The organism is Pseudomonas sp. SWRI81 (genome assembly GCF_014268545.1).
Taxonomy (GTDB): Bacteria; Pseudomonadota; Gammaproteobacteria; order Pseudomonadales; family Pseudomonadaceae; genus Aquipseudomonas; species Aquipseudomonas hamedanensis.
Genome location: NZ_JABWQS010000012.1, coordinates 1 through 18,056, shown reverse-complemented (window position 1 = coordinate 18,056; position 18,056 = coordinate 1). Strand labels below are relative to the sequence as shown.

Sequence of the window (18,056 nt, the reverse complement as noted above, 5' to 3'; positions counted from 1 at the left end):
CGCTCGGCCAGCGGGCCGGCAGTCGACCAGAAAAATGGGGAAGACCATGGCACGTATCCTGATCGTCGATGATTCGCCGACTGAAATGTACAAACTGACCGGCATGCTCGAAAAGCACGGCCATGAAGTACTCAAGGCCGAGAACGGCGCCGATGGCGTGGCCCTGGCCCGCCAGGAAAAACCCGATGCGGTGCTGATGGACATCGTCATGCCCGGCCTCAACGGTTTTCAGGCGACCCGTCAGTTGACCAAGGACGCCGACACCGCACATATCCCGGTAATCATCATCACCACCAAGGATCAGGAAACCGACAAGGTCTGGGGCACCCGTCAGGGCGCCAAGGACTATCTGACCAAACCGGTCGACGAAGACACCCTGATCAAGACCCTCAACAACGTGCTCAAAGGCTGATCGCGCGATCATGAGCGAATCGCTGACCGCGTTCGAACTGCTCTGGCAGATCGACCAGCGCTGCCGCTTGCTGGCGGCGGACCTGCCGTCGCAAGCGGCACGCCAGGATCGCTGGAGCGGCATCGGCTTTCGCCTTGGCGAGCATTGGTATGTGGCGCCGATGGGCGAAGTCAGCGAAGTGCTGCACGAGCCGCGCTTCACCCAGTTGCCCGGGGTCAAACCGTGGGTCAAGGGTGTGGCTAATCTGCGCGGGCGGCTGCTGCCGATCATGGACCTGTGCGGGTTCTTCGGTCATGAGCTGTCGCCACTGCGTAAGCAACGGCGGGTATTGGTGGTGGAACACGGGGATGTGTTTGCCGGGCTGATGGTCGACGAGGTCATTGGCTTGCAGCATTTCGAGCAGGGCAGTTTCGAGCCGCTGTCGATCAGCAAGCGCCAGGGTTCGAAGGCCGAGTTCGTCAAAGGCTATTTCCGTCGCGAACAGAACTGGCGGGTGTTCAGCCTGTTTGCACTGGCCAAGTCCCCGGTGTTCATGGGTGTTGCGATATAGCAGGAACAACACAGTACCCATGTGGACGCGGGCCATGTGGCGAGGGGATTTATTCCCGTTGGGTCGCGCAGCGGCCCCAAAATCTGCAACGCCTGACCACTGTCAGCGCATGCGATGTTTTTGCGACTGCTTCGCAGCCGAACGGGGATAAATCCCCTCGCCACAAGGCTCGCTCCCACAGGGATTGCAGCAGGCCTCAAAGGTGTGGGTTAAAGGCGAGGACCGATGACAATAGCAAAAACAGGCAAGTCGGCAGAAGGATCGCGCAGTCGCGCGCAGATCATCGTGCTGTTTATCGCACTGATCGTGTTCATCATGCTGCTGTTCGCCAACTTCGCCTACCTCAACACCCAGGCGAACTACGACAAGCAGTACATCGGCCACGCCGGTGAGCTGCGCGTGCTCTCGCAACGCATCGCCAAAAACGCCACCGAAGCGGCGGCGGGCAAGGCGGCAGCATTCAAATTGCTCAGCGATGCGCGCAACGATTTTGCCCAGCGCTGGGGTTATTTGAAAAAAGGCGACCCGAACACCGGGCTGCCGCCGGCACCGGCTGCCGTGCGCCCGGAAATGCGCGCGGTGCAACTGGACTGGGAACGCCTGCTGAAAAACACTGACGCGATCCTCACCAGCGAGCAGACCGTGCTGTCGCTGCACCAGGTCGCCGCGACCCTGGCCGAAACCGTGCCGCAGTTGCAGATCGAATACGAAAAGGTCGTGGAAATTCTGCTCCAGCGCGGCGCTCCGGCGGGCCAGGTGGCGATGGCCCAGCGTCAATCGCTGCTGGCCGAGCGCATCCTCGGCGCGGTCAACACCGTGCTGGCCGGCGACGAAAACTCCCAGCAGGCCGCCGACGCGTTTGGTCGTGACGCCACACGTTTCGGTCAGGTGCTCAATGGCATGTTGCAGGGCAACCCGGCGCTGAAAATCAGCCAGGTCGAAGACCGCGACGCCCGCGCGCGTTTGAGCGAAATCTCCGAACTGTTCCAGTTCGTCTCCGGCTCCGTGGATGAAATCCTCGAAACCTCGCCGGAGTTGTTCAAGGTGCGCGAATCGGCCACCAACATTTTCAGCCTGTCGCAAACCCTGCTCGACGAAGCCTCGCACCTGGCCACCGGTTTCGAGAACCTCGCCAGCGGGCGCAATACCGACACCATCGGTGGCTACGTGCTGGGCTTGCTGGCGCTGGCCTCGATCATTCTCATCGGTCTGGTGATGGTCCGCGAAACCAATCGCCAGTTGCGCGAGACCGCCGAGAAAAACGAGCGCAACCAGAACGCGATCATGCGCCTGCTCGACGAGATCGAAGACCTCGCCGACGGCGACCTCACCGTGACCGCTTCGGTGACCGAAGACTTCACCGGCACCATCGCCGACTCGATCAACTATTCCGTCGACCAGTTGCGTGATCTGGTCGCGACCATCAACCTCACCGCCGGCCAGGTCGCCGCTGCCGTGCAGGAAACCCAGGCCACCGCCATGCACCTGGCGCAGGCCTCGGAGCAACAGGCCCAGCAGATTTCCGAAGCGTCGACGGCGATCAGTGACATGGCCGAGTCCATCGATCAGGTTTCAGCCAACGCCGCCGAATCGTCGGCGGTGGCCGAACGTTCCGTGGAAATTGCCAACAAGGGCAACGAGGTGGTGCACAACACCATCCACGGCATGGACAATATTCGCGAACAGATTCAGGACACCGCCAAGCGCATCAAGCGCCTTGGCGAGTCGTCCCAGGAAATCGGCGACATCGTCAGCCTGATCGACGACATTGCCGACCAGACCAACATCCTCGCCCTCAACGCGGCGATTCAGGCGTCGATGGCCGGCGATGCCGGGCGCGGTTTTGCCGTGGTTGCCGACGAAGTCCAGCGTCTGGCTGAGCGATCCTCCGCCGCCACTCGGCAGATCGAAACACTGGTGCGGGCGATTCAGGCCGACACCAACGAAGCGGTGATTTCCATGGAGCAGACCACCACCGAAGTGGTGCGCGGCGCGCGACTGGCGCAGGATGCCGGTGTGGCCCTGGAAGAAATCGAAGGCGTTTCGAAAACCCTGGCGGCGCTGATCCAGAGCATTTCCAACGCGGCGCAGCAGCAGACGTCTTCGGCCGGGCAGATCTCGCTGACGATGAACGTGATCCAGCAGATCACCTCGCAGACCTCGTCGGGCTCCACGGCCACCGCTGAGAGCATCGGCAATCTGGCAAAAATGGCCAGTCAGTTGCGTCGCTCGGTATCCGGTTTCACCCTGCCGGCGACGACAGACAAAGCGTGAGTGGAGTGGTTATGGGGGATCGGCACGACTATGTGGCCCTGGAGTGGGTCAAGGGCGAAATTGCCGAAACGCTGAGGCTGGCGCATCAGGCGATCGAAGCCGTGCTTGATGATCCGCAGGCCTTTCCCGGGCTGGACGAGTGCCTGGCATACGTTCATCAGGTGCACGGCAGTCTGCAAATGGTCGAATTCTACGGCGCCGCGTTGCTTGCCGAAGAAATGGAGCAACTGGTCGAGGCCTTGCAGCAAGAACGCGTGCTGCACCGCGACGAAGCCCTGCATCTGTTGCTGCAAGCCATGGGGCAACTGCCGACGTATCTCGACCGCGTGCAAAATGCCCGCCGCGACCTGCCGCTGGTGGTGTTACCGTTGATCAATGACCTGCGCAGCGCTCGCGGTGAAAGCCTGCTCTCGGAAACCAGTCTGTTCAGCCCGCAGTTGCCCGAACCGGCACCGCTGAGCGCAGAGGCGCTGGCCCTGCTCGAACCGCCAGAGCTGGCCAATGTGCTGCGCAAACTGCGGCAGATGCTGCAGATGGCTCTGGTCGGTCTGATGCGCGAACAGGACGATCAGACTCACCTCGATTACCTGAGTAAAGTCTTCACTCGCCTTGAGACGCTGAGCGGCGATTCGCCCTTGAGTCCGCTGTGGCACGTCGCCTCGGCGCTGGTCGAGGGCATGCGCGAAGGCGCCATCGGCAATAGCCCGGCGCTGCGCAGTCTGTTCAAGAATGCCGACAAAGAGCTTAAGCGCCTGCTCGAACAAGGCATGGCCGGACTCAACCAGCCGCCCCCGCCAGAACTGCTCAAAAGCCTGCTGTTCTATATTGCCAAAGCCGAACATCCCACCGGGCAGATGCTGACCATGAAAGATCGCTACTCCCTGGACGACGCGTTGCCCGACAGCGCGATGGTCGATGAAGAACGCGCGCGCCTCGCCGGGCCTGATCGCGATGCCATGCGCTCGGTGCTGGCTGCGCTTTGCGAAGAGCTGGTGCGGGTCAAGGAGCGCCTCGACCTGTTCGTGCGCAGCGACCGCCAGCACGCCTCGGATCTCGACAGTCTGCTCGCACCGCTGCGGCAGATCGCCGATACCCTCGCGGTGCTGGGTTTCGGCCAGCCGCGCAAAGTCATCATCGACCAACTGGCGGTAGTGCTCAGCCTCGCTCAGGGCCAGCGCGAACCGAACGACGCGATCCTCATGGACGTTGCCGGGGCTTTGCTCTACGTCGAAGCGACGCTGGCCGGCATGGTCGGCACAGTGGAAACGCAAAGCGCCGACGACGCGCGCCTGCCGACCACCGACCTGACACAGATCCACCAGATTGTGATCAAGGAAGCGCGCATTTGCCTGCAACAGGCCAAGGACATGATCGTCGACTACATCGACGCCGATTGGGACCGCCAGCATCTGCAACCACTGCCCGACCTGCTCACCCAGGTGCGCGGGGCGCTGGCGATGATTCCGCTGACGCGTGCGGCGAGTCTGGTCGAAGCCTGCAATGGTTTTATCCGCGAGCATTTGATGCTCGATGCCCACGAGCCCGGTTGGGAACAACTCGATCACTTGGCCGATGTGATCAGCAGCCTCGAGTATTACCTCGAACGCCTTAGCGATGACCCACAGGCTCCCGCCGAGCATCTGCTCGATGTCGCCCGGAACGGCCTTGCCAGTCTCGGCTTCTTTCCAAGCGAGCAGCCCGGCGAGGCGCAGGTGCCGGTGCTCGACGAGGTGCTTAGCCCCAGCGAAGCGCGGGTCATGCAGGATCTGCAAACGCTCGATGATCCCGAAGTCGTGCAGTCGCTGGCCGAAGTGCTGGCCAGTCCGCTGTCGGCGCTCAATCCGCCGGCACGCACGACCCCCGGCAGCCTGATGCCGCCGCCGGCTGACGAAGAACCGGTCGACGATGAGCTGCGCGAGGTGTTCCTCGAAGAGACCGACGAGGTTCTTGAAGTCCTCCACGAATACCTGCCGCGCTGGACCGCCAATCCGCAGGACCGCGCCGCGCTGACTGAACTGCGCCGCGCCTTCCACACCTTGAAGGGCAGCGGGCGTATGGTCCGCGCGTTGGTCCTCGGCGAACTGGCCTGGGCCGTGGAAAACCTGCTCAACCGCGTATTGGAGCAAAGCGTCGAACCCGGCGCAGTGCTGCGCGAGTTACTCGACGACACAGTGTTGCTGCTGCCCGAGCTGATCAGCGAATTCGCCACCCATCGACAGCGTCAGCGCAGCGACGTCGACCAGCTCGCCGCCCGCGCCCATGCGCTGGCCAAGGGCGATGAGCCGCTGGCCGCCGAAGACACCGATGACGTCGCCGCGCTCGATCCGTTGTTGCTGGAGATCTTCCGCAACGAAGCCGAAACCCACCTCGCCAGCCTCAACCGTTTCCTCGATCAGGCTGCCGAGCACGTGCCGTTGCAGGCCAGCGATGAGCTGCAACGCGCGCTGCACACGCTCAAGGGCAGCGCCTCGATGGCCGGTGTGTTGCCGATGGCTGAACTCGCCGCGTCGCTGGATCAACTGGCCCGGGAATTCAAGGCGCACCAGTTGCCGCTGGACCTTGATGAAGTGGAGTTGCTGCTTGAAGCCGAGGGCCTGTTTCGCGTCGGCCTGCGTCAGCTCAAGCACGATCCGCTGGCGCCGATTGTCGGCGCGCAATCGCTGATCAAGCGCACCGATGCGCTGCTTGCCGAGCGTCTGCAAGCGAACTTCGAGTCTCCCGACACCGGCTTGCGCGTCAAGCGCGATCCGCAACTAATCAACAACTTCCTCGCCCAGGGCATGGACATCCTGCTCGACGCCGAAAGCCTGTTGCAGCGCTGGCAGCAACACCCCGGCGAGCGCCAGGAACTCAGCGCCTTGCTCGATGAACTGACCACCCTGGGCGAGGGCGCGCACCTCGCCGATCTGTCGCCGGTCGACGGCTTGTGCGAAGCCTTGCTCGACCTCTATGGCGCGGTGGAAGAAAGCAGCCTGGCGGTCAGCGAGCGGTTTTTTCACGAGGCGCAACTCGCCCATGAAGCGCTGATCAACATGCTTGACGAACTCGCCGCCGGCCAGGAAATCATCGCGCAACCGGCGCGGATCCATGCCTTGCAGAATCTGCTCGATGAAGGTCTCGATCCGTCGGCCATGGGCCTGATTCGCAGCGATGGCAGTCGCACGCTGAGCATTCACGAACTGGGCAGTGCCACCGCGCAATTGCAGCAGTCCTCTGACGCTGCGGACGCAGACGACGAGATCGTCGAGATCTTTATCGAAGAGGCCGTCGATATTCTCGACAGCGCCAGTCAGGCGTTGGGGCGCTGGCTCAGCGACACGGATAACACTGCGCCGCTGTCCTCGTTGCAGCGCGATTTTCACACCCTCAAGGGCGGCGCGCGGATGGCCGAGGTCGAGGCCATCGGCGATCTGGCTCAAGAGTTGGAAAGCCTTTACGAAGGCCTGGCGGACCGACGCTATAGCCACAGCGAAGCCCTTGGCCGCTTGTTGCAGCAGAGCCATGCGCGTCTGGCGCTGCTGGTTGAGCAGTTGCAAAACCACCAGCCGCCGAACCCGGCGCAGGACCTGATTGAAGCCATTCGTGAGCTGCGCCAGGGCCAGACCGTCGGCGCTACAGCGTCCGCGCCAGCCGATCACGACAGCGCCGGGCACGATCCGGAGTTGCTGGAGATTTTCCTCGAAGAAGGCTTCGACATCATCGAAAGCTCCGGCGCCGCGCTGCTGCGCTGGCAGGCCGAGCCAGGCAATCGTCAGGAAGTGGAAACCCTGCTGCGCGATCTGCACACCCTCAAGGGCGGTGCGCGGATGGTCGAGATCGGCCCGATCGGCGACCTTGCCCATGAGCTGGAATTTCTTTACGAAAGCCTCTCCACCGGTGCGTTGCAGCCCTCGGCAGAATTATTTGCACTGGTGCAGCGTGGGCATGACCGACTGGCGCAAATGCTCGATGGCGTGCGTGCCGGCCAGCCTTGTCCGCCAGCCGATCGGCTGATTAGCGCGATCCAGAATTTCAGCCATCCAGCGCAGGTCGAAGCGCCGCCGGCACCGACGCCTGCCTTGACCTCTGCGCCCAAGCCCGAGGCTGCGCCGCCGACCGCCGATGCCGCCGCGGACATGGTCAAGGTGTCCTCCGAGCTGCTCGATGAGCTGGTCAATCTGGCCGGGGAAACCTCGATTTTTCGCGGACGAATCGAACAGCAAGTCAACGATGCGCAGATTGCCCTCAACGAGATGGAAACCACCCTCGAGCGCATGCGCGATCAGTTGCGCCGCCTCGACACCGAAACCCAGGGGCGGATTCTCAGCCGTCAGCAAGTCGACGGCGAACGCCTCGGTTACGAAGAGTTCGACCCGCTGGAAATGGACCGTCATTCGCAGTTGCAGCAACTGTCGCGGGCGTTGTTCGAATCTGCTTCGGATTTGCTCGACCTCAAGGAAACCCTCGATCGGCGTAATCACGACGCCGAGAACCTGTTGCAGCAACAGGGGCGGATCAACACCGAACTGCAGGAAGGCCTGATGCGCACGCGCATGGTGCCGTTCGAACGCATGGTGCCGCGCCTTAAACGCATCGTCCGTCAGGTCGCCGAAGAACTGGGCAAGGATGTCGCGTTTGTTGTCGGCAATGCCGATGGCGAGATGGACCGTAACGTCCTCGAACGCATGGCCGCGCCGCTGGAGCACATGCTGCGCAACGCCGTCGATCACGGCCTCGAATCCGCTGAAGTGCGGCTGGCGGCAGGCAAACCGGCGCAAGGGCAAATCACCCTCGACCTGTCCCGCGAGGGCGGCGACATCGTGTTCGACATCCGCGACGACGGCGCCGGGGTGCCGCTGGAAGCCGTGCGGCGCAAGGCGATCAAGCGCGGTTTGCTGGCGCCCGACGCCGAAATCAGTGACCGCGATGTGCTGCAATTCATCCTCCAGCCGGGTTTCTCCACGGCGGAAAAGATCACCCAGATTTCCGGGCGCGGCGTTGGTATGGACGTGGTCCATGAAGAGGTGCGCCAGCTCGGCGGCAGCATGAGCATCGATTCGGTGCCGGGGCAGGGCGTGCATTTTCGCATTCGCCTGCCGTTCACTGTGTCGGTCAACCGCGCGCTGATGGTGCAGTGCGGCGAGGACCAATATGCGATTCCGCTGAACACCATCGAAGGCATCGTGCGCGTGTTGCCGAATGATCTGGAAGGGCATTTCCGTCACGATCCGCCGCGCTACCAATACGGCGGCCAGCGCTATGAGCTGTGCTACCTGGGCGAGCTGTTGAAAACCGCGCCACGGCCAAAGCTGCTCGGGCTGAATCAGCCATTGCCGGTGCTGCTGGTGCACTACAACGACCGGCACATTGCGGTGCTGGTGGACGCCATGGCCGGCACTCGCGAAATCGTGGTCAAGAGCCTCGGCCCGCAGTTCGCGGCGGTGCAGGGCGTGACCGGGGCGACGATACTCGGCGACGGTCGGGTGGTGCTGATCCTCGACCTGCTCGCGCCGATCCGTGCGATGCAGGCGCGGCTGGCGCAGGAACCGGCGCGCGGGGAGATCGACAGCGAACCGCACAAGCCGCTGCTGATCATGGTCGTCGATGACTCGGTGACGGTGCGCAAGGTCACCAGCCGCTTGCTCGAACGCCACGGCATGAACGTGCTGACCGCCAAGGACGGCGTCGATGCGATGCTGCTGCTCGAAGAGCACATGCCGGACCTGATGCTGCTTGACATCGAAATGCCACGCATGGACGGTTTCGAAGTCGCCACTCAGGTGCGCAACGACGAACGCTTGCAACACCTGCCGATCATCATGATTACCTCGCGCACCGGGCAGAAACACCGCGACCGCGCCATGGCCATCGGCGTCAACGATTACCTTGGCAAGCCGTATCAGGAATCGGTGCTGCTGGAGAGCATCGCCCAGTGGAGCAAGAAACATGCATGAACACCGGCACAACCCGCGCACCAGCCAACTCACCGGGCTGCTGCTGCCGCTGGCCGATCGCAACCTGATCCTGCCCAACGTCGCCATCGCCGAGCTGATCGACTACCAGGCCAGCGCCTTCGACCTCGACACGCCGCCGTGGTACCTGGGTCGGGTGACCTGGCGTGAACGGCAGATTCCGTTGATCAGTTTCGAGTCTGCGTGCGGGCAGAAAATCGTTATTGGCGAACGGGCGCGGATCGTGATTCTGAATGCCTTGGGCGGTTTGCCGGAGCTGAAATTCTTTGCGCTGCTGGTGCAGGGGATTCCTCGGTCTTACAAGCTTGATAGCCAGTTGAGTTACGTTGACGTGCCGTTGTGTGGGCTGGAGCAAGCGGCGGTGCAGGTGGGGGATCAGGTGGCGAAGGTGCCGGATTTGTTGGGGCTGGAGCGGTTGTTGGTGGAGGCTGGCCTAGTGGGCTGATCCTGAGTTTTGATCGCACCGACTGGCCTCATCGCGAGCAGGCTCACTCCTACAGAGGGGCTGCGGTGCATGAAGATTTTGCGGCCGGACGCAGATCCATTGTAGGAGTGAGCCTGCTCGCGATTACGCCAGTCGCATCACCAAGTTCCCACAGGTAGATCCTCAATTCCTGTAGCTCAATAAACACCAATCCTTACCGGCGTTTAAAGACACCCAGTGTTACGCCCCTCCAGCCTACAAATCCTTGCGCCGCTGCCTACGCCTGCGCCAGAATCCGCCGGCTTGTGCGCCCAGGGCTTGCTGCGTAACGTGGATCGGGTCACTGATTCCCAGTGATCGGGTTTAGTAGCCCGCGGTAATTCAGCTGGTCGTGCATTCATCACAGGTGTTCCGCATCTGAGCTTGATGGTGGCTGTACGTAGGGCGCTTCGGCGCGCCGGCTTAAGCTGAGTTCCCCGGTCTACTAACCTGCGTACAGCTGCCTCCCTTTCGTTTAGTAGCCAAGGGGTTGGCGCTCAACAACGGGAACACAGCTCATGTTCAAAGTAACGCCCAACCCGCCGGCCACAGACCCGGCATCTCCCTACGAATCCCCCGACTCAAAGAAATTCCACGAAGCCGCCGAGCGCGCCCTCGACCATTACCTCGGCCCGCCCAGCGCTGACTTCATGGCCCCGCCGTACACCCCCAACACGCTGTACATGGCCAACCCCGACGCCGACACCGAATCACTGCTGGCCGATGCCTGTGAAACCCTAGGTTCGGCAACGGTGATGCTGCATGACCATGCTGCCTCGCTTGAAGGTTCCCAGCGCAAGACCCTGCAGGGTATCGCGCAGATTGTGATGGTGGCGGAGATGGCGGTGAATCGGGTGCTGGACAACTTGGTGCCCACTGACTGAGATGTGGTGAGCCCACCGACGCCATCGGCCAGCCCGCGCACCTTGTCCAGGCGGCGCTGCTTCTCATCACGCCGCCGCGTCCAGGCTCACTCCTACAGGGGAACGCATTCCAACTGTAGGAGTGAGCCTGCTCGCGATAGCTATTCCGAACGTTACGCTCGGCGTAATGATTCACCACCCAGCTTGATTGATGCCCGTCCCGCACACGCCTAACTTGGCTCCACGACAGCGAACCCCGTGGAGTGAGCATGACAACAACAATTTCCCCCGACTCGCGCTGGACGCGGCGGCGTGATGAGAAGCAGCGCCGCCTGGACAAGGTGCGCGGGCTGGCCGATGGCGCGGTGTTGCCCAGCGACAAGATCGTCGCCGCGCTCGAAGCGTTGATCCATCCTGGCGACCGCGTGGTGCTGGAGGGCAACAACCAGAAGCAGGCGGATTTCCTCTCGCGCTCGCTGGCCAAGGCCGACCCGACCAAGCTCCACGATCTGCATATGATCATGCCCAGCGTCGGCCGCTCCGAGCACCTTGATCTGTTCGAACGCGGCATCGCCCGCAAGCTCGATTTCTCCTTCGCCGGTACTCAAAGCCTGCGCATCAGCCAGTTGCTGGAAGACGGCTTGCTGGAAGTCGGCGCGATCCACACCTACATCGAACTCTACGCCCGCCTCGTCGTGGATCTGATCCCCAACGTCGTGCTTTCGGCCGGGTTCATGGCCGACCGCGCCGGCAATATCTACACCGGCCCGAGCACCGAAGACACCCCGGCGCTGATTGAGCCGGCCGCGTTCAGCGATGGCATCGTCATCGTCCAGGTCAACCAATTGGTCGACGACGTCAGCGAATTGCCCCGCGTGGACATACCCGCCTCATGGGTCGATTTCGTCGTGGTGGCCGACAAGCCGTTCTACATCGAACCGCTGTTCACCCGCGATCCACGGCACATCAAGCCTGTGCACGTGTTGATGGCGATGATGGCGATTCGCGGGATCTACGAAAAGCACAACGTGCAGTCGCTCAACCACGGCATCGGTTTCAACACCGCCGCCATCGAACTGATCCTGCCGACTTACGGTGAATCCCTCGGTCTGAAAGGCAAGATCTGCCGCAACTGGACCCTCAACCCGCACCCGACGCTGATCCCGGCAATTGAGAGCGGCTGGGTCGAAAGTGTGCATTGCTTCGGCACCGAGCTGGGCATGGAAAACTACATCGCCGCTCGGCCCGACGTGTTCTTCACTGGCCGCGATGGCTCGCTGCGCTCCAACCGTATGGTCTGCCAACTGGCCGGACAATACGCGGTGGACCTGTTTATCGGCGCGACATTGCAGGTCGATGGCGATGGCCATTCCTCGACCGTAACCCGTGGTCGGCTCGCCGGTTTTGGTGGCGCGCCGAACATGGGCCACGACCCGCGTGGCCGCCGTCACGGCACCCCGGCGTGGCTGGACATGCGCCACGGCGATGCGCCGCAACCGATGCTCGAGCGCGGCAAGAAACTTGTCGTGCAAATGGTCGAGACCTTTCAGGAGGGCGGCAAACCGACCTTCGTCGAAACCCTCGACGCGGTCGAAGTGGCGAAGAAAAGCGGCATGCCGCTGGCGCCGATCATGATCTACGGCGACGACGTCACCCACTTGCTCACCGAAGAAGGCATCGCCTATCTGTACAAGGCGCGCTCGCTGGAAGAGCGGCAGGCGATGATCGCAGCGGTTGCCGGGGTTACCGCCATCGGCCTGCGCCACAACCCGAAAGACACCGAACGCATGCGCCGCGAAGGCCTGATCGCGTTGCCCGAAGACCTCGGCATTCGCCGTACTGACGCCACTCGCGAGTTGCTCGCGGCGAAAAGCGTCGCTGATCTGGTCGAGTGGTCCGGCGGCCTTTACAACCCGCCCGCCAAATTCAGGAGCTGGTAATGCACGCACTCAACCTGCAAGCGAAGCCGCTGTCACTGGCTGAACGCCTGGCCGATCTGGCGGTGGACGCGCTGATCGACGAAGCCGATTTGTCGCCAAAACCGGCACTGGTGGATCGTCGCGGCAATGGCGCGCACACCGACCTGCACCTGGGCCTGATGCACGCTTCGGCGTTGGCGTTGTGGCCGGCGTTCAAGGAAATGGCTGAAGCAGCGGTCGAAATCGGCGAAGTCGGTTTGCCGCTGCGCGAAGCCATTGGCCGCATCGGTCGTGAAGGCGAACAAGCCATGCTCGCCACCACCAACGGCGTCAACACCCATCGCGGCGCGATCTGGGCGTTGGGATTGCTGGTCACGGCAGCAGCCCTGCAACCGAAATCCGCTACGGCGTTTTGTGCAGCACGCTTGGCACTGCTCGACGACCGCTATGCACCGAAACCGTTAAGCCACGGTGCACAAGTCGCCCAGCGCTACGGCGCACGCGGTGCCCGGGAAGAAGCGCAACTGGGCTTCCCGTCCGTGCTGCAACGCGGCCTGCCGCAACTGCACAAAAGCCGCGCCAACGGCCACGGCGAACAGAACGCCCGGCTCGACGCCTTGCTCGCAATCATGACCGAGCTGGCCGACACCTGCGTGCTCTACCGCGCCGGCGAACCCGGCCTGCACGCCATGCAACGCGGCGCACAAGCGGTGCTCGATGCCGGTGGCAGCGCCAGCCTCAGCGGTCGCCGCCGACTGCATGAACTCGATCAACAACTCATCGCATTGAATGCCTCGCCCGGTGGCGCCGCCGACTTGCTCGCCGCCACGCTGCTGCTCGATCGCATCGAGCGCGACGGCATTGTTCAGGGAGCGTTTTGATGGAAAGCCTATCGTTTGAATTCCCCGCCGGGCAGCCGCCACGTGGGCGTGCGCTGGTCGGTTGTGTCGGCTCGGGTGATCTGGAAGTGCTGATCGAACCGGGCCTGGCCGGCAAGCTGACCATCAACGTGCAGACTTCGGTCAACGGCGCACAGCAGCGCTGGCAGCACCTGTTTGCACGGATGTTCGACGGCACCACGCCGCCGGCGATGGCCATCGACATCCACGATTTCGGCGCGACGCCGGGGGTGGTGCGCTTGCGTCTGGAACAGGGTTTCGAGGAGATCGGCCATGACTGACAGCGCAGCGCTGCTCAACAAACACAGCTTCGTCGAACTCGGCGCGCGGCAACGGGCGAAAGCCTTGCTCGACGCCGGGACCTTTCGCGAACTGCTCGATCCGTTTCAACGGGTGATGTCGCCATGGCTTGAACGCCAGGGCGTGGTGCCGCAGGCCGACGACGGCGTGGTGATCGCCAAGGGCAGTCTCGACGGTTTGCCGGTGGTGATCGCCGCGATTGAAGGCGCTTTTCAGGGTGGCAGCCTTGGCGAAGTCGGCGGGGCGAAGATCGCCGGTGCGCTGGAACTGGCCGCCGAGGACAACCGCAACGGCATCCCGACCCGCGCGGTGTTACTGCTGGAAACCGGTGGCGTGCGTTTGCAGGAAGCCAACCTCGGGCTGGCGGCGATTGCCGATATTCATGCGGCGATCGTCGATTTGCAGCAATACCAGCCGGTGGTCGGTGTGGTCGCCGGCAGTGTCGGTTGCTTTGGCGGCATGTCGATTGCTGCGGCGCTGTGCAGTTATTTGCTGGTAACCCAGGAAGCACGCCTCGGCCTGAACGGTCCGCAAGTGATCGAGCAGGAAGCAGGGATCGAAGAATACGATTCCCGTGACCGGCCATTCATCTGGAGCCTGACCGGCGGCGAACAGCGCTTCAACAGCGGTCTGGTGGATCGTTATGTCGGCGATGACGTGGCGCAGATTCGTCAGCAGGTCGGCGAACTGCTCCAGCAAGGCTTGCCGGCGCAGCCGCGCAGTCAACGCGCCGAATGGTTTCTGCAACGCCTCGGCAGTTTGAACACTGACCGGCAAATCGAACCGGCGGTGGTTCGCGATCTGTATCAAGGAGAGCGCTCATGAATAGTTATTCACTGCGCGGTTTGCGCTGGTTCAACGCGCTCAGCGCTGGCGCCAGTGTCGTCGAAGGTTTGCCGCCCTCATTGAAGGTGGCTGATGCTGAGCTCGGGCGATTCATCGCTGTGGTCGCAGACCCGGACAATCGTTTTCCCCGCGCCCGAAACGGTGAGGTCGGTTTGCTCGAAGGCTGGGGTCTGGCGAAGGCTGTGGATGAAGCGATCAGTGCCGACCGCGACAGCGCACAGAAGCGCCCGATCATCGCCATCGTCGATGTACCGAGCCAAGCCTATGGTCGGCGCGAAGAGGCCCTCGGCATTCATCAGGCGCTGGCCGGCGCGGCGGACAGTTATGCCCGTGCCCGGTTGGCTGGGCATCCGGTGATTGCGCTGTTGGTGGGCAAGGCGATGTCCGGGGCGTTTCTGGCGCATGGTTATCAGGCCAATCGCATCATTGCCCTGCGCGACCCCGGTGTGATGGTGCATGCGATGGGCAAGGCTTCGGCGGCGCGGGTGACGTTGCGCAGCGTTGAGGAACTGGAAGCGCTGGCCGCCAGCGTGCCGCCGATGGCTTACGACATCGACAGCTACGCCAGCCTCGGTCTGCTCTGGGAAACCCTTTCGGTGCAGCAGATCGAACAGCCGACGGCGGAAGATCTGGCACGGGTGGTCGAGTGCCTGAAGCAAGCGATCAGCGATGTCAACAGTACCGATTTGAAAGGGCGCCTTGGCGCGAACAATCGTGCTGCTTCAAGCCATGTTCGCGAACTGCTGAGGGCGCAGTGGTGAACAGGTTTCTGGCCCACGACCTGCTCTGGGGAATGACGCCTGCGCAGTTGCCGGCAGATGCGCCGCACTGGGCCGTCGAGTCGCTAGCCGCCGGGCAACCGGTGGTGGTGCGGCGGGCGTTGAGCGCTGAAGGTTTTGTCGCCGTCGGTGTGCGTGGGGTTGCGCGTGAGCAGCGACTGGCGGCGTTCATGGCGGTTGACTCGGTTACGCGGCGGGTCAGTCCTGAAGCGTTGAGTCATGTTGATTGCCAACGTGATTTGCCGGTCATGCACGCGCTGAGGCAAGTGCGCCCGCTGCTCGACGATTGCGGTTGGGTCTGGGGTGTCAGCGGCAGTGTCGGGTTTGAATTGGCCAGCGGATTTGTTGCGATGCATGAGGCGAGCGATCTTGATTTGATTTTGCGTACGCCGCAGAGGATTACCCGTCATCAGGCAAGCGAACTGGCCGAGTTGCTTGATCAAGCTGTGTGCCGCATCGACTTGCAATTGCAGACGCCATTCGGCGCGGTCGCCTTGCGTGAATGGGCCAGCGGTTCGGCACGGGTGCTGCTGAAAAATGCACATCAGGCTGAATTGGTAGTTGATCCGTGGAACCCGCAGGAGCAGGCAGCGTGAGCAGTTTGCTGGCGTTTCCCGGTCAGGGCGCACAGCGCGCGGGCATGCTCCAGCGTTTGCCAGGGGAAACGCTGGCCGAGGCCAGTGATGTGCTCGGCGAGGACGTTTTGCTGCTCGATTCTGCCGAGGCGCTGCGCACAACAAGGGCGGTTCAACTGTGCCTGCTGATCGCTGGTGTTGCGGCATCGCGGCAGTTGCTTGCGGGCGGACTCAGCGTTGATTACGTCGCCGGCCTGTCCATCGGCGCATACCCCGCGGCGGTGGTGGCGGGGGCTTTGGGTTTCAGCGATGCGCTGCATCTGGTCAGCCTGCGCGGTGAACTGATGCAGCAAGCTTATCCACAGGGGTACGGCATGACCGCCATCATCGGCTTGCAGTTGTCCACCGTCGAAACGCTGCTGGCCCAGGTGCACAGCGAAGAAACACCGGTGTATCTGGCGAATATCAACGCCGATAACCAAGTGGTGATCGCCGGCAGCGACCCGGCCATGCAAACGGTAGCGGAGCTGGCGCGCAGCCGTGGCGCCGGACTGGCGAAACGTCTGGCCGTGAGCGTGCCATCGCACTGCCCGCTGCTGGAAAAACCGGCGCAGGCCCTTGCGGAAGCCTTCGCCAAGGTCGAACTGAAAACCCCACGGATTGCCTATCTCAGTGGTAGCCGTGGTCGCCCTGTGACCAAAGTAGAAGCGCTGCGCGACGACCTCGCCTGCAACATGTGCCGCGTGGTGGATTGGCGCGGCACCGTGCAAAGCGCCTACGAGCGCGGCGTGCGTTTACACATCGAACTGCCGCCCGGTGCGGTGCTGACCGGGCTGGCGCGCCGGGTGTTCGAGCAGGGCACCGTCACTGCCTTCGACAGTGCCCGCCTCGATACCTTGCAAGCGCTGTTGCGAGAGGACGGTGGCCGCCAACTCTAAAACCGCCGACTCAAGCTTCGAACAACAAAAACAACATTCGACGATGCACATTGAGGACTACAACAATGATTATTTACGGTGTGGCGTTTCTCGCCTTTTGTACGCTGGTGGGTATCTGGGTCGGTGAATTGCTCGGCAAGCTGATCGGCGTGCCGGCCAATGTCGGCGGCGTCGGTATTGCGATGCTGCTGTTGATCGGCCTGGGCAGCTACCTCTACAAGAGCGGCTGGCTCAAGGGCAAGACCGAGCAGGGCGTCGAGTTCTGGAGCGCGATCTACATCCCTATCGTCGTGGCCATGGCGGCGCAGCAGAACGTCTACGGCGCACTGAAGGGCGGGCCGATGGCGATTCTCGCCGGTACCCTCGCCGTAGTAATCGCTTTTGCCTTGGTGCCGGTGCTGACACGCATGGGCAACAAGCAAGAGACGCCGATTGCTCCTGCCAAGACTGCGGGGTAATCGCCATGTACGAATCAATGATGAAAGTGATCACCGGCTACGGGTTGATCAGCGGCTTTTTGATTGTCGGCCTGACCATGTGGGTGTCCTACTGGATGTCCAACACGTTCACCAAGGGTCGTTTGCACGGTTCGGCGATCGCCATTCTGCTCGGGCTGGTGCTGTCGTATGTCGGCGGTGCGCTGACCGGTGGGCAAAAGGGTGTGGTGGATATTCCGCTGCTGTCCGGCATCGGTCTGCTGGGGGGCGCAATGCTGCGGGATTTTGCGATTGTCGCCACAGCATTCGGGGTCAGTGTCGATGAGCTCAAGCGCGCCGGATTTGTCGGTGTGCTGGCGTTGTTCGTGGGCGTGGGCACTTCGTTCGTGGCCGGGGTCGGCGTGGCGATGGCGTTCGGTTACACCGATGCGATCAGCCTGACCACCATTGGCGCAGGCGCCGTGACTTACATCGTCGGCCCGGTGACCGGCGCGGCGATCGGCGCCAGTTCCGAAGTCATGGCACTGTCGATTGCGGCGGGCTTGATAAAGGCGATTCTGGTAATGGTGATGACACCCTTCGTGGCACCGATGATCGGCCTGAACAATCCGCGCAGTGCGGTGATCTTCGGCGGCTTGATGGGTACCTCCAGCGGTGTGGCCGGCGGGCTGGCGGCGACTGACCCGAAACTGGTGCCTTATGGGTGCCTGACGGCGGCGTTCTATACAGCGCTTGGGTGTCTGCTCGGACCTTCGCTATTGTTTCTGGCGATGCGCGGGTTGATGGGCTGACGCTTTCGCGAGCAGGCTCGCTCCCACAGTTGGAATGCATTTCCCTGTGGGAGCGAGCC

15 protein-coding genes are annotated in these 18,056 nt (G+C 62.7%); all 15 read left to right on the top strand.

Annotation, left to right across the window (positions count from 1 at the left end; genetic code table 11):
• Positions 1-46 precede the first annotated feature (46 nt).
• The 15 genes from pilH to madM all read left to right on the top strand — a co-directional run bounded on the left by pilH (position 47) and on the right by madM (position 17,997).
• Positions 47-412, top strand: coding sequence for a twitching motility response regulator PilH (gene pilH, locus HU765_RS10230; RefSeq protein WP_039757553.1), 366 nt, complete (start codon positions 47-49; stop codon positions 410-412).
• 10 nt (positions 413-422) lie between these two features.
• Positions 423-962: a chemotaxis protein CheW gene (locus HU765_RS10225; RefSeq protein WP_186620213.1), complete on the top strand. Its 540-nt coding sequence runs from the start codon at positions 423-425 to the stop codon at positions 960-962.
• A gap of 225 nt (positions 963-1,187) precedes the next feature.
• Complete coding sequence (locus HU765_RS10220; protein ID WP_186620211.1) at positions 1,188-3,236, top strand: methyl-accepting chemotaxis protein; 2,049 nt, start codon at positions 1,188-1,190, stop codon at positions 3,234-3,236.
• Between the two features lie 11 nt (positions 3,237-3,247).
• Positions 3,248-9,169: an Hpt domain-containing protein gene (locus HU765_RS10215; protein ID WP_186620209.1), complete on the top strand. Its 5,922-nt coding sequence runs from the start codon at positions 3,248-3,250 to the stop codon at positions 9,167-9,169.
• Positions 9,162-9,632, top strand: a complete 471-nt coding sequence (locus tag HU765_RS10210) for a chemotaxis protein CheW (RefSeq protein WP_186620204.1) — start codon at positions 9,162-9,164, stop codon at positions 9,630-9,632. The genes HU765_RS10215 and HU765_RS10210 overlap by 8 nt, the downstream gene beginning before the upstream one ends.
• Positions 9,633-10,168: 536 nt before the next feature.
• The gene (locus HU765_RS10205; RefSeq protein ID WP_186620203.1) at positions 10,169-10,534 is read left to right on the top strand and encodes a DUF6124 family protein; all 366 of its coding nucleotides are present in this window, start codon (positions 10,169-10,171) and stop codon (positions 10,532-10,534) included.
• Between the two features lie 248 nt (positions 10,535-10,782).
• Positions 10,783-12,453, top strand: coding sequence for a malonate decarboxylase subunit alpha (gene mdcA / locus HU765_RS10200; RefSeq protein WP_186620202.1), 1,671 nt, complete (start codon positions 10,783-10,785; stop codon positions 12,451-12,453).
• Positions 12,453-13,313, top strand: a complete 861-nt coding sequence (locus HU765_RS10195) for a triphosphoribosyl-dephospho-CoA synthase (protein WP_186620199.1) — start codon at positions 12,453-12,455, stop codon at positions 13,311-13,313. The genes mdcA and HU765_RS10195 overlap by 1 nt, the downstream gene beginning before the upstream one ends.
• Positions 13,313-13,612, top strand: a complete 300-nt coding sequence (locus HU765_RS10190) for a malonate decarboxylase subunit delta (RefSeq protein ID WP_056786420.1) — start codon at positions 13,313-13,315, stop codon at positions 13,610-13,612. The genes HU765_RS10195 and HU765_RS10190 overlap by 1 nt, the downstream gene beginning before the upstream one ends.
• Entirely contained in the window at positions 13,605-14,456 is an 852-nt protein-coding gene (locus HU765_RS10185; RefSeq protein ID WP_186552300.1) for a biotin-independent malonate decarboxylase subunit beta, read from the top strand. Before HU765_RS10190 ends, HU765_RS10185 begins: the two co-directional genes overlap by 8 nt.
• Positions 14,453-15,238: a biotin-independent malonate decarboxylase subunit gamma gene (mdcE, locus tag HU765_RS10180; RefSeq protein WP_186620198.1), complete on the top strand. Its 786-nt coding sequence runs from the start codon at positions 14,453-14,455 to the stop codon at positions 15,236-15,238. The genes HU765_RS10185 and mdcE overlap by 4 nt, the downstream gene beginning before the upstream one ends.
• Positions 15,232-15,852, top strand: coding sequence for a malonate decarboxylase holo-ACP synthase (locus HU765_RS10175; RefSeq protein ID WP_186620197.1), 621 nt, complete (start codon positions 15,232-15,234; stop codon positions 15,850-15,852). The genes mdcE and HU765_RS10175 overlap by 7 nt, the downstream gene beginning before the upstream one ends.
• Positions 15,849-16,769: a malonate decarboxylase subunit epsilon gene (gene mdcH / locus HU765_RS10170; RefSeq protein ID WP_186620196.1), complete on the top strand. Its 921-nt coding sequence runs from the start codon at positions 15,849-15,851 to the stop codon at positions 16,767-16,769. The genes HU765_RS10175 and mdcH overlap by 4 nt, the downstream gene beginning before the upstream one ends.
• A gap of 65 nt (positions 16,770-16,834) precedes the next feature.
• Positions 16,835-17,227, top strand: coding sequence for a malonate transporter subunit MadL (madL, locus tag HU765_RS10165; RefSeq protein ID WP_016772756.1), 393 nt, complete (start codon positions 16,835-16,837; stop codon positions 17,225-17,227).
• Between the two features lie 5 nt (positions 17,228-17,232).
• Positions 17,233-17,997: a malonate transporter subunit MadM gene (madM, locus tag HU765_RS10160; protein WP_186620195.1), complete on the top strand. Its 765-nt coding sequence runs from the start codon at positions 17,233-17,235 to the stop codon at positions 17,995-17,997.
• Positions 17,998-18,056 lie beyond the last annotated feature (59 nt).

What these genes read in the sequence shown, in the direction of transcription:
- madL (WP_016772756.1), top strand. Translation starts at nt 16,835, where the DNA reads ATGATTATTTACGGTGTGGCGTTTCTCGCCTTTTGTACGCTGGTGGGT.
- HU765_RS10225 (WP_186620213.1), top strand. Translation starts at nt 423, where the DNA reads ATGAGCGAATCGCTGACCGCGTTCGAACTGCTCTGGCAGATCGACCAG.
- mdcA (WP_186620202.1), top strand. Translation starts at nt 10,783, where the DNA reads ATGACAACAACAATTTCCCCCGACTCGCGCTGGACGCGGCGGCGTGAT.
- HU765_RS10210 (WP_186620204.1), top strand. Translation starts at nt 9,162, where the DNA reads ATGCATGAACACCGGCACAACCCGCGCACCAGCCAACTCACCGGGCTG.
- HU765_RS10195 (WP_186620199.1), top strand. Translation starts at nt 12,453, where the DNA reads ATGCACGCACTCAACCTGCAAGCGAAGCCGCTGTCACTGGCTGAACGC.
- HU765_RS10205 (WP_186620203.1), top strand. Translation starts at nt 10,169, where the DNA reads ATGTTCAAAGTAACGCCCAACCCGCCGGCCACAGACCCGGCATCTCCC.
- HU765_RS10185 (WP_186552300.1), top strand. Translation starts at nt 13,605, where the DNA reads ATGACTGACAGCGCAGCGCTGCTCAACAAACACAGCTTCGTCGAACTC.
- madM (WP_186620195.1), top strand. Translation starts at nt 17,233, where the DNA reads ATGTACGAATCAATGATGAAAGTGATCACCGGCTACGGGTTGATCAGC.
- HU765_RS10220 (WP_186620211.1), top strand. Translation starts at nt 1,188, where the DNA reads ATGACAATAGCAAAAACAGGCAAGTCGGCAGAAGGATCGCGCAGTCGC.
- HU765_RS10190 (WP_056786420.1), top strand. Translation starts at nt 13,313, where the DNA reads ATGGAAAGCCTATCGTTTGAATTCCCCGCCGGGCAGCCGCCACGTGGG.
- pilH (WP_039757553.1), top strand. Translation starts at nt 47, where the DNA reads ATGGCACGTATCCTGATCGTCGATGATTCGCCGACTGAAATGTACAAA.
- HU765_RS10215 (WP_186620209.1), top strand. Translation starts at nt 3,248, where the DNA reads ATGGGGGATCGGCACGACTATGTGGCCCTGGAGTGGGTCAAGGGCGAA.
- mdcE (WP_186620198.1), top strand. Translation starts at nt 14,453, where the DNA reads ATGAATAGTTATTCACTGCGCGGTTTGCGCTGGTTCAACGCGCTCAGC.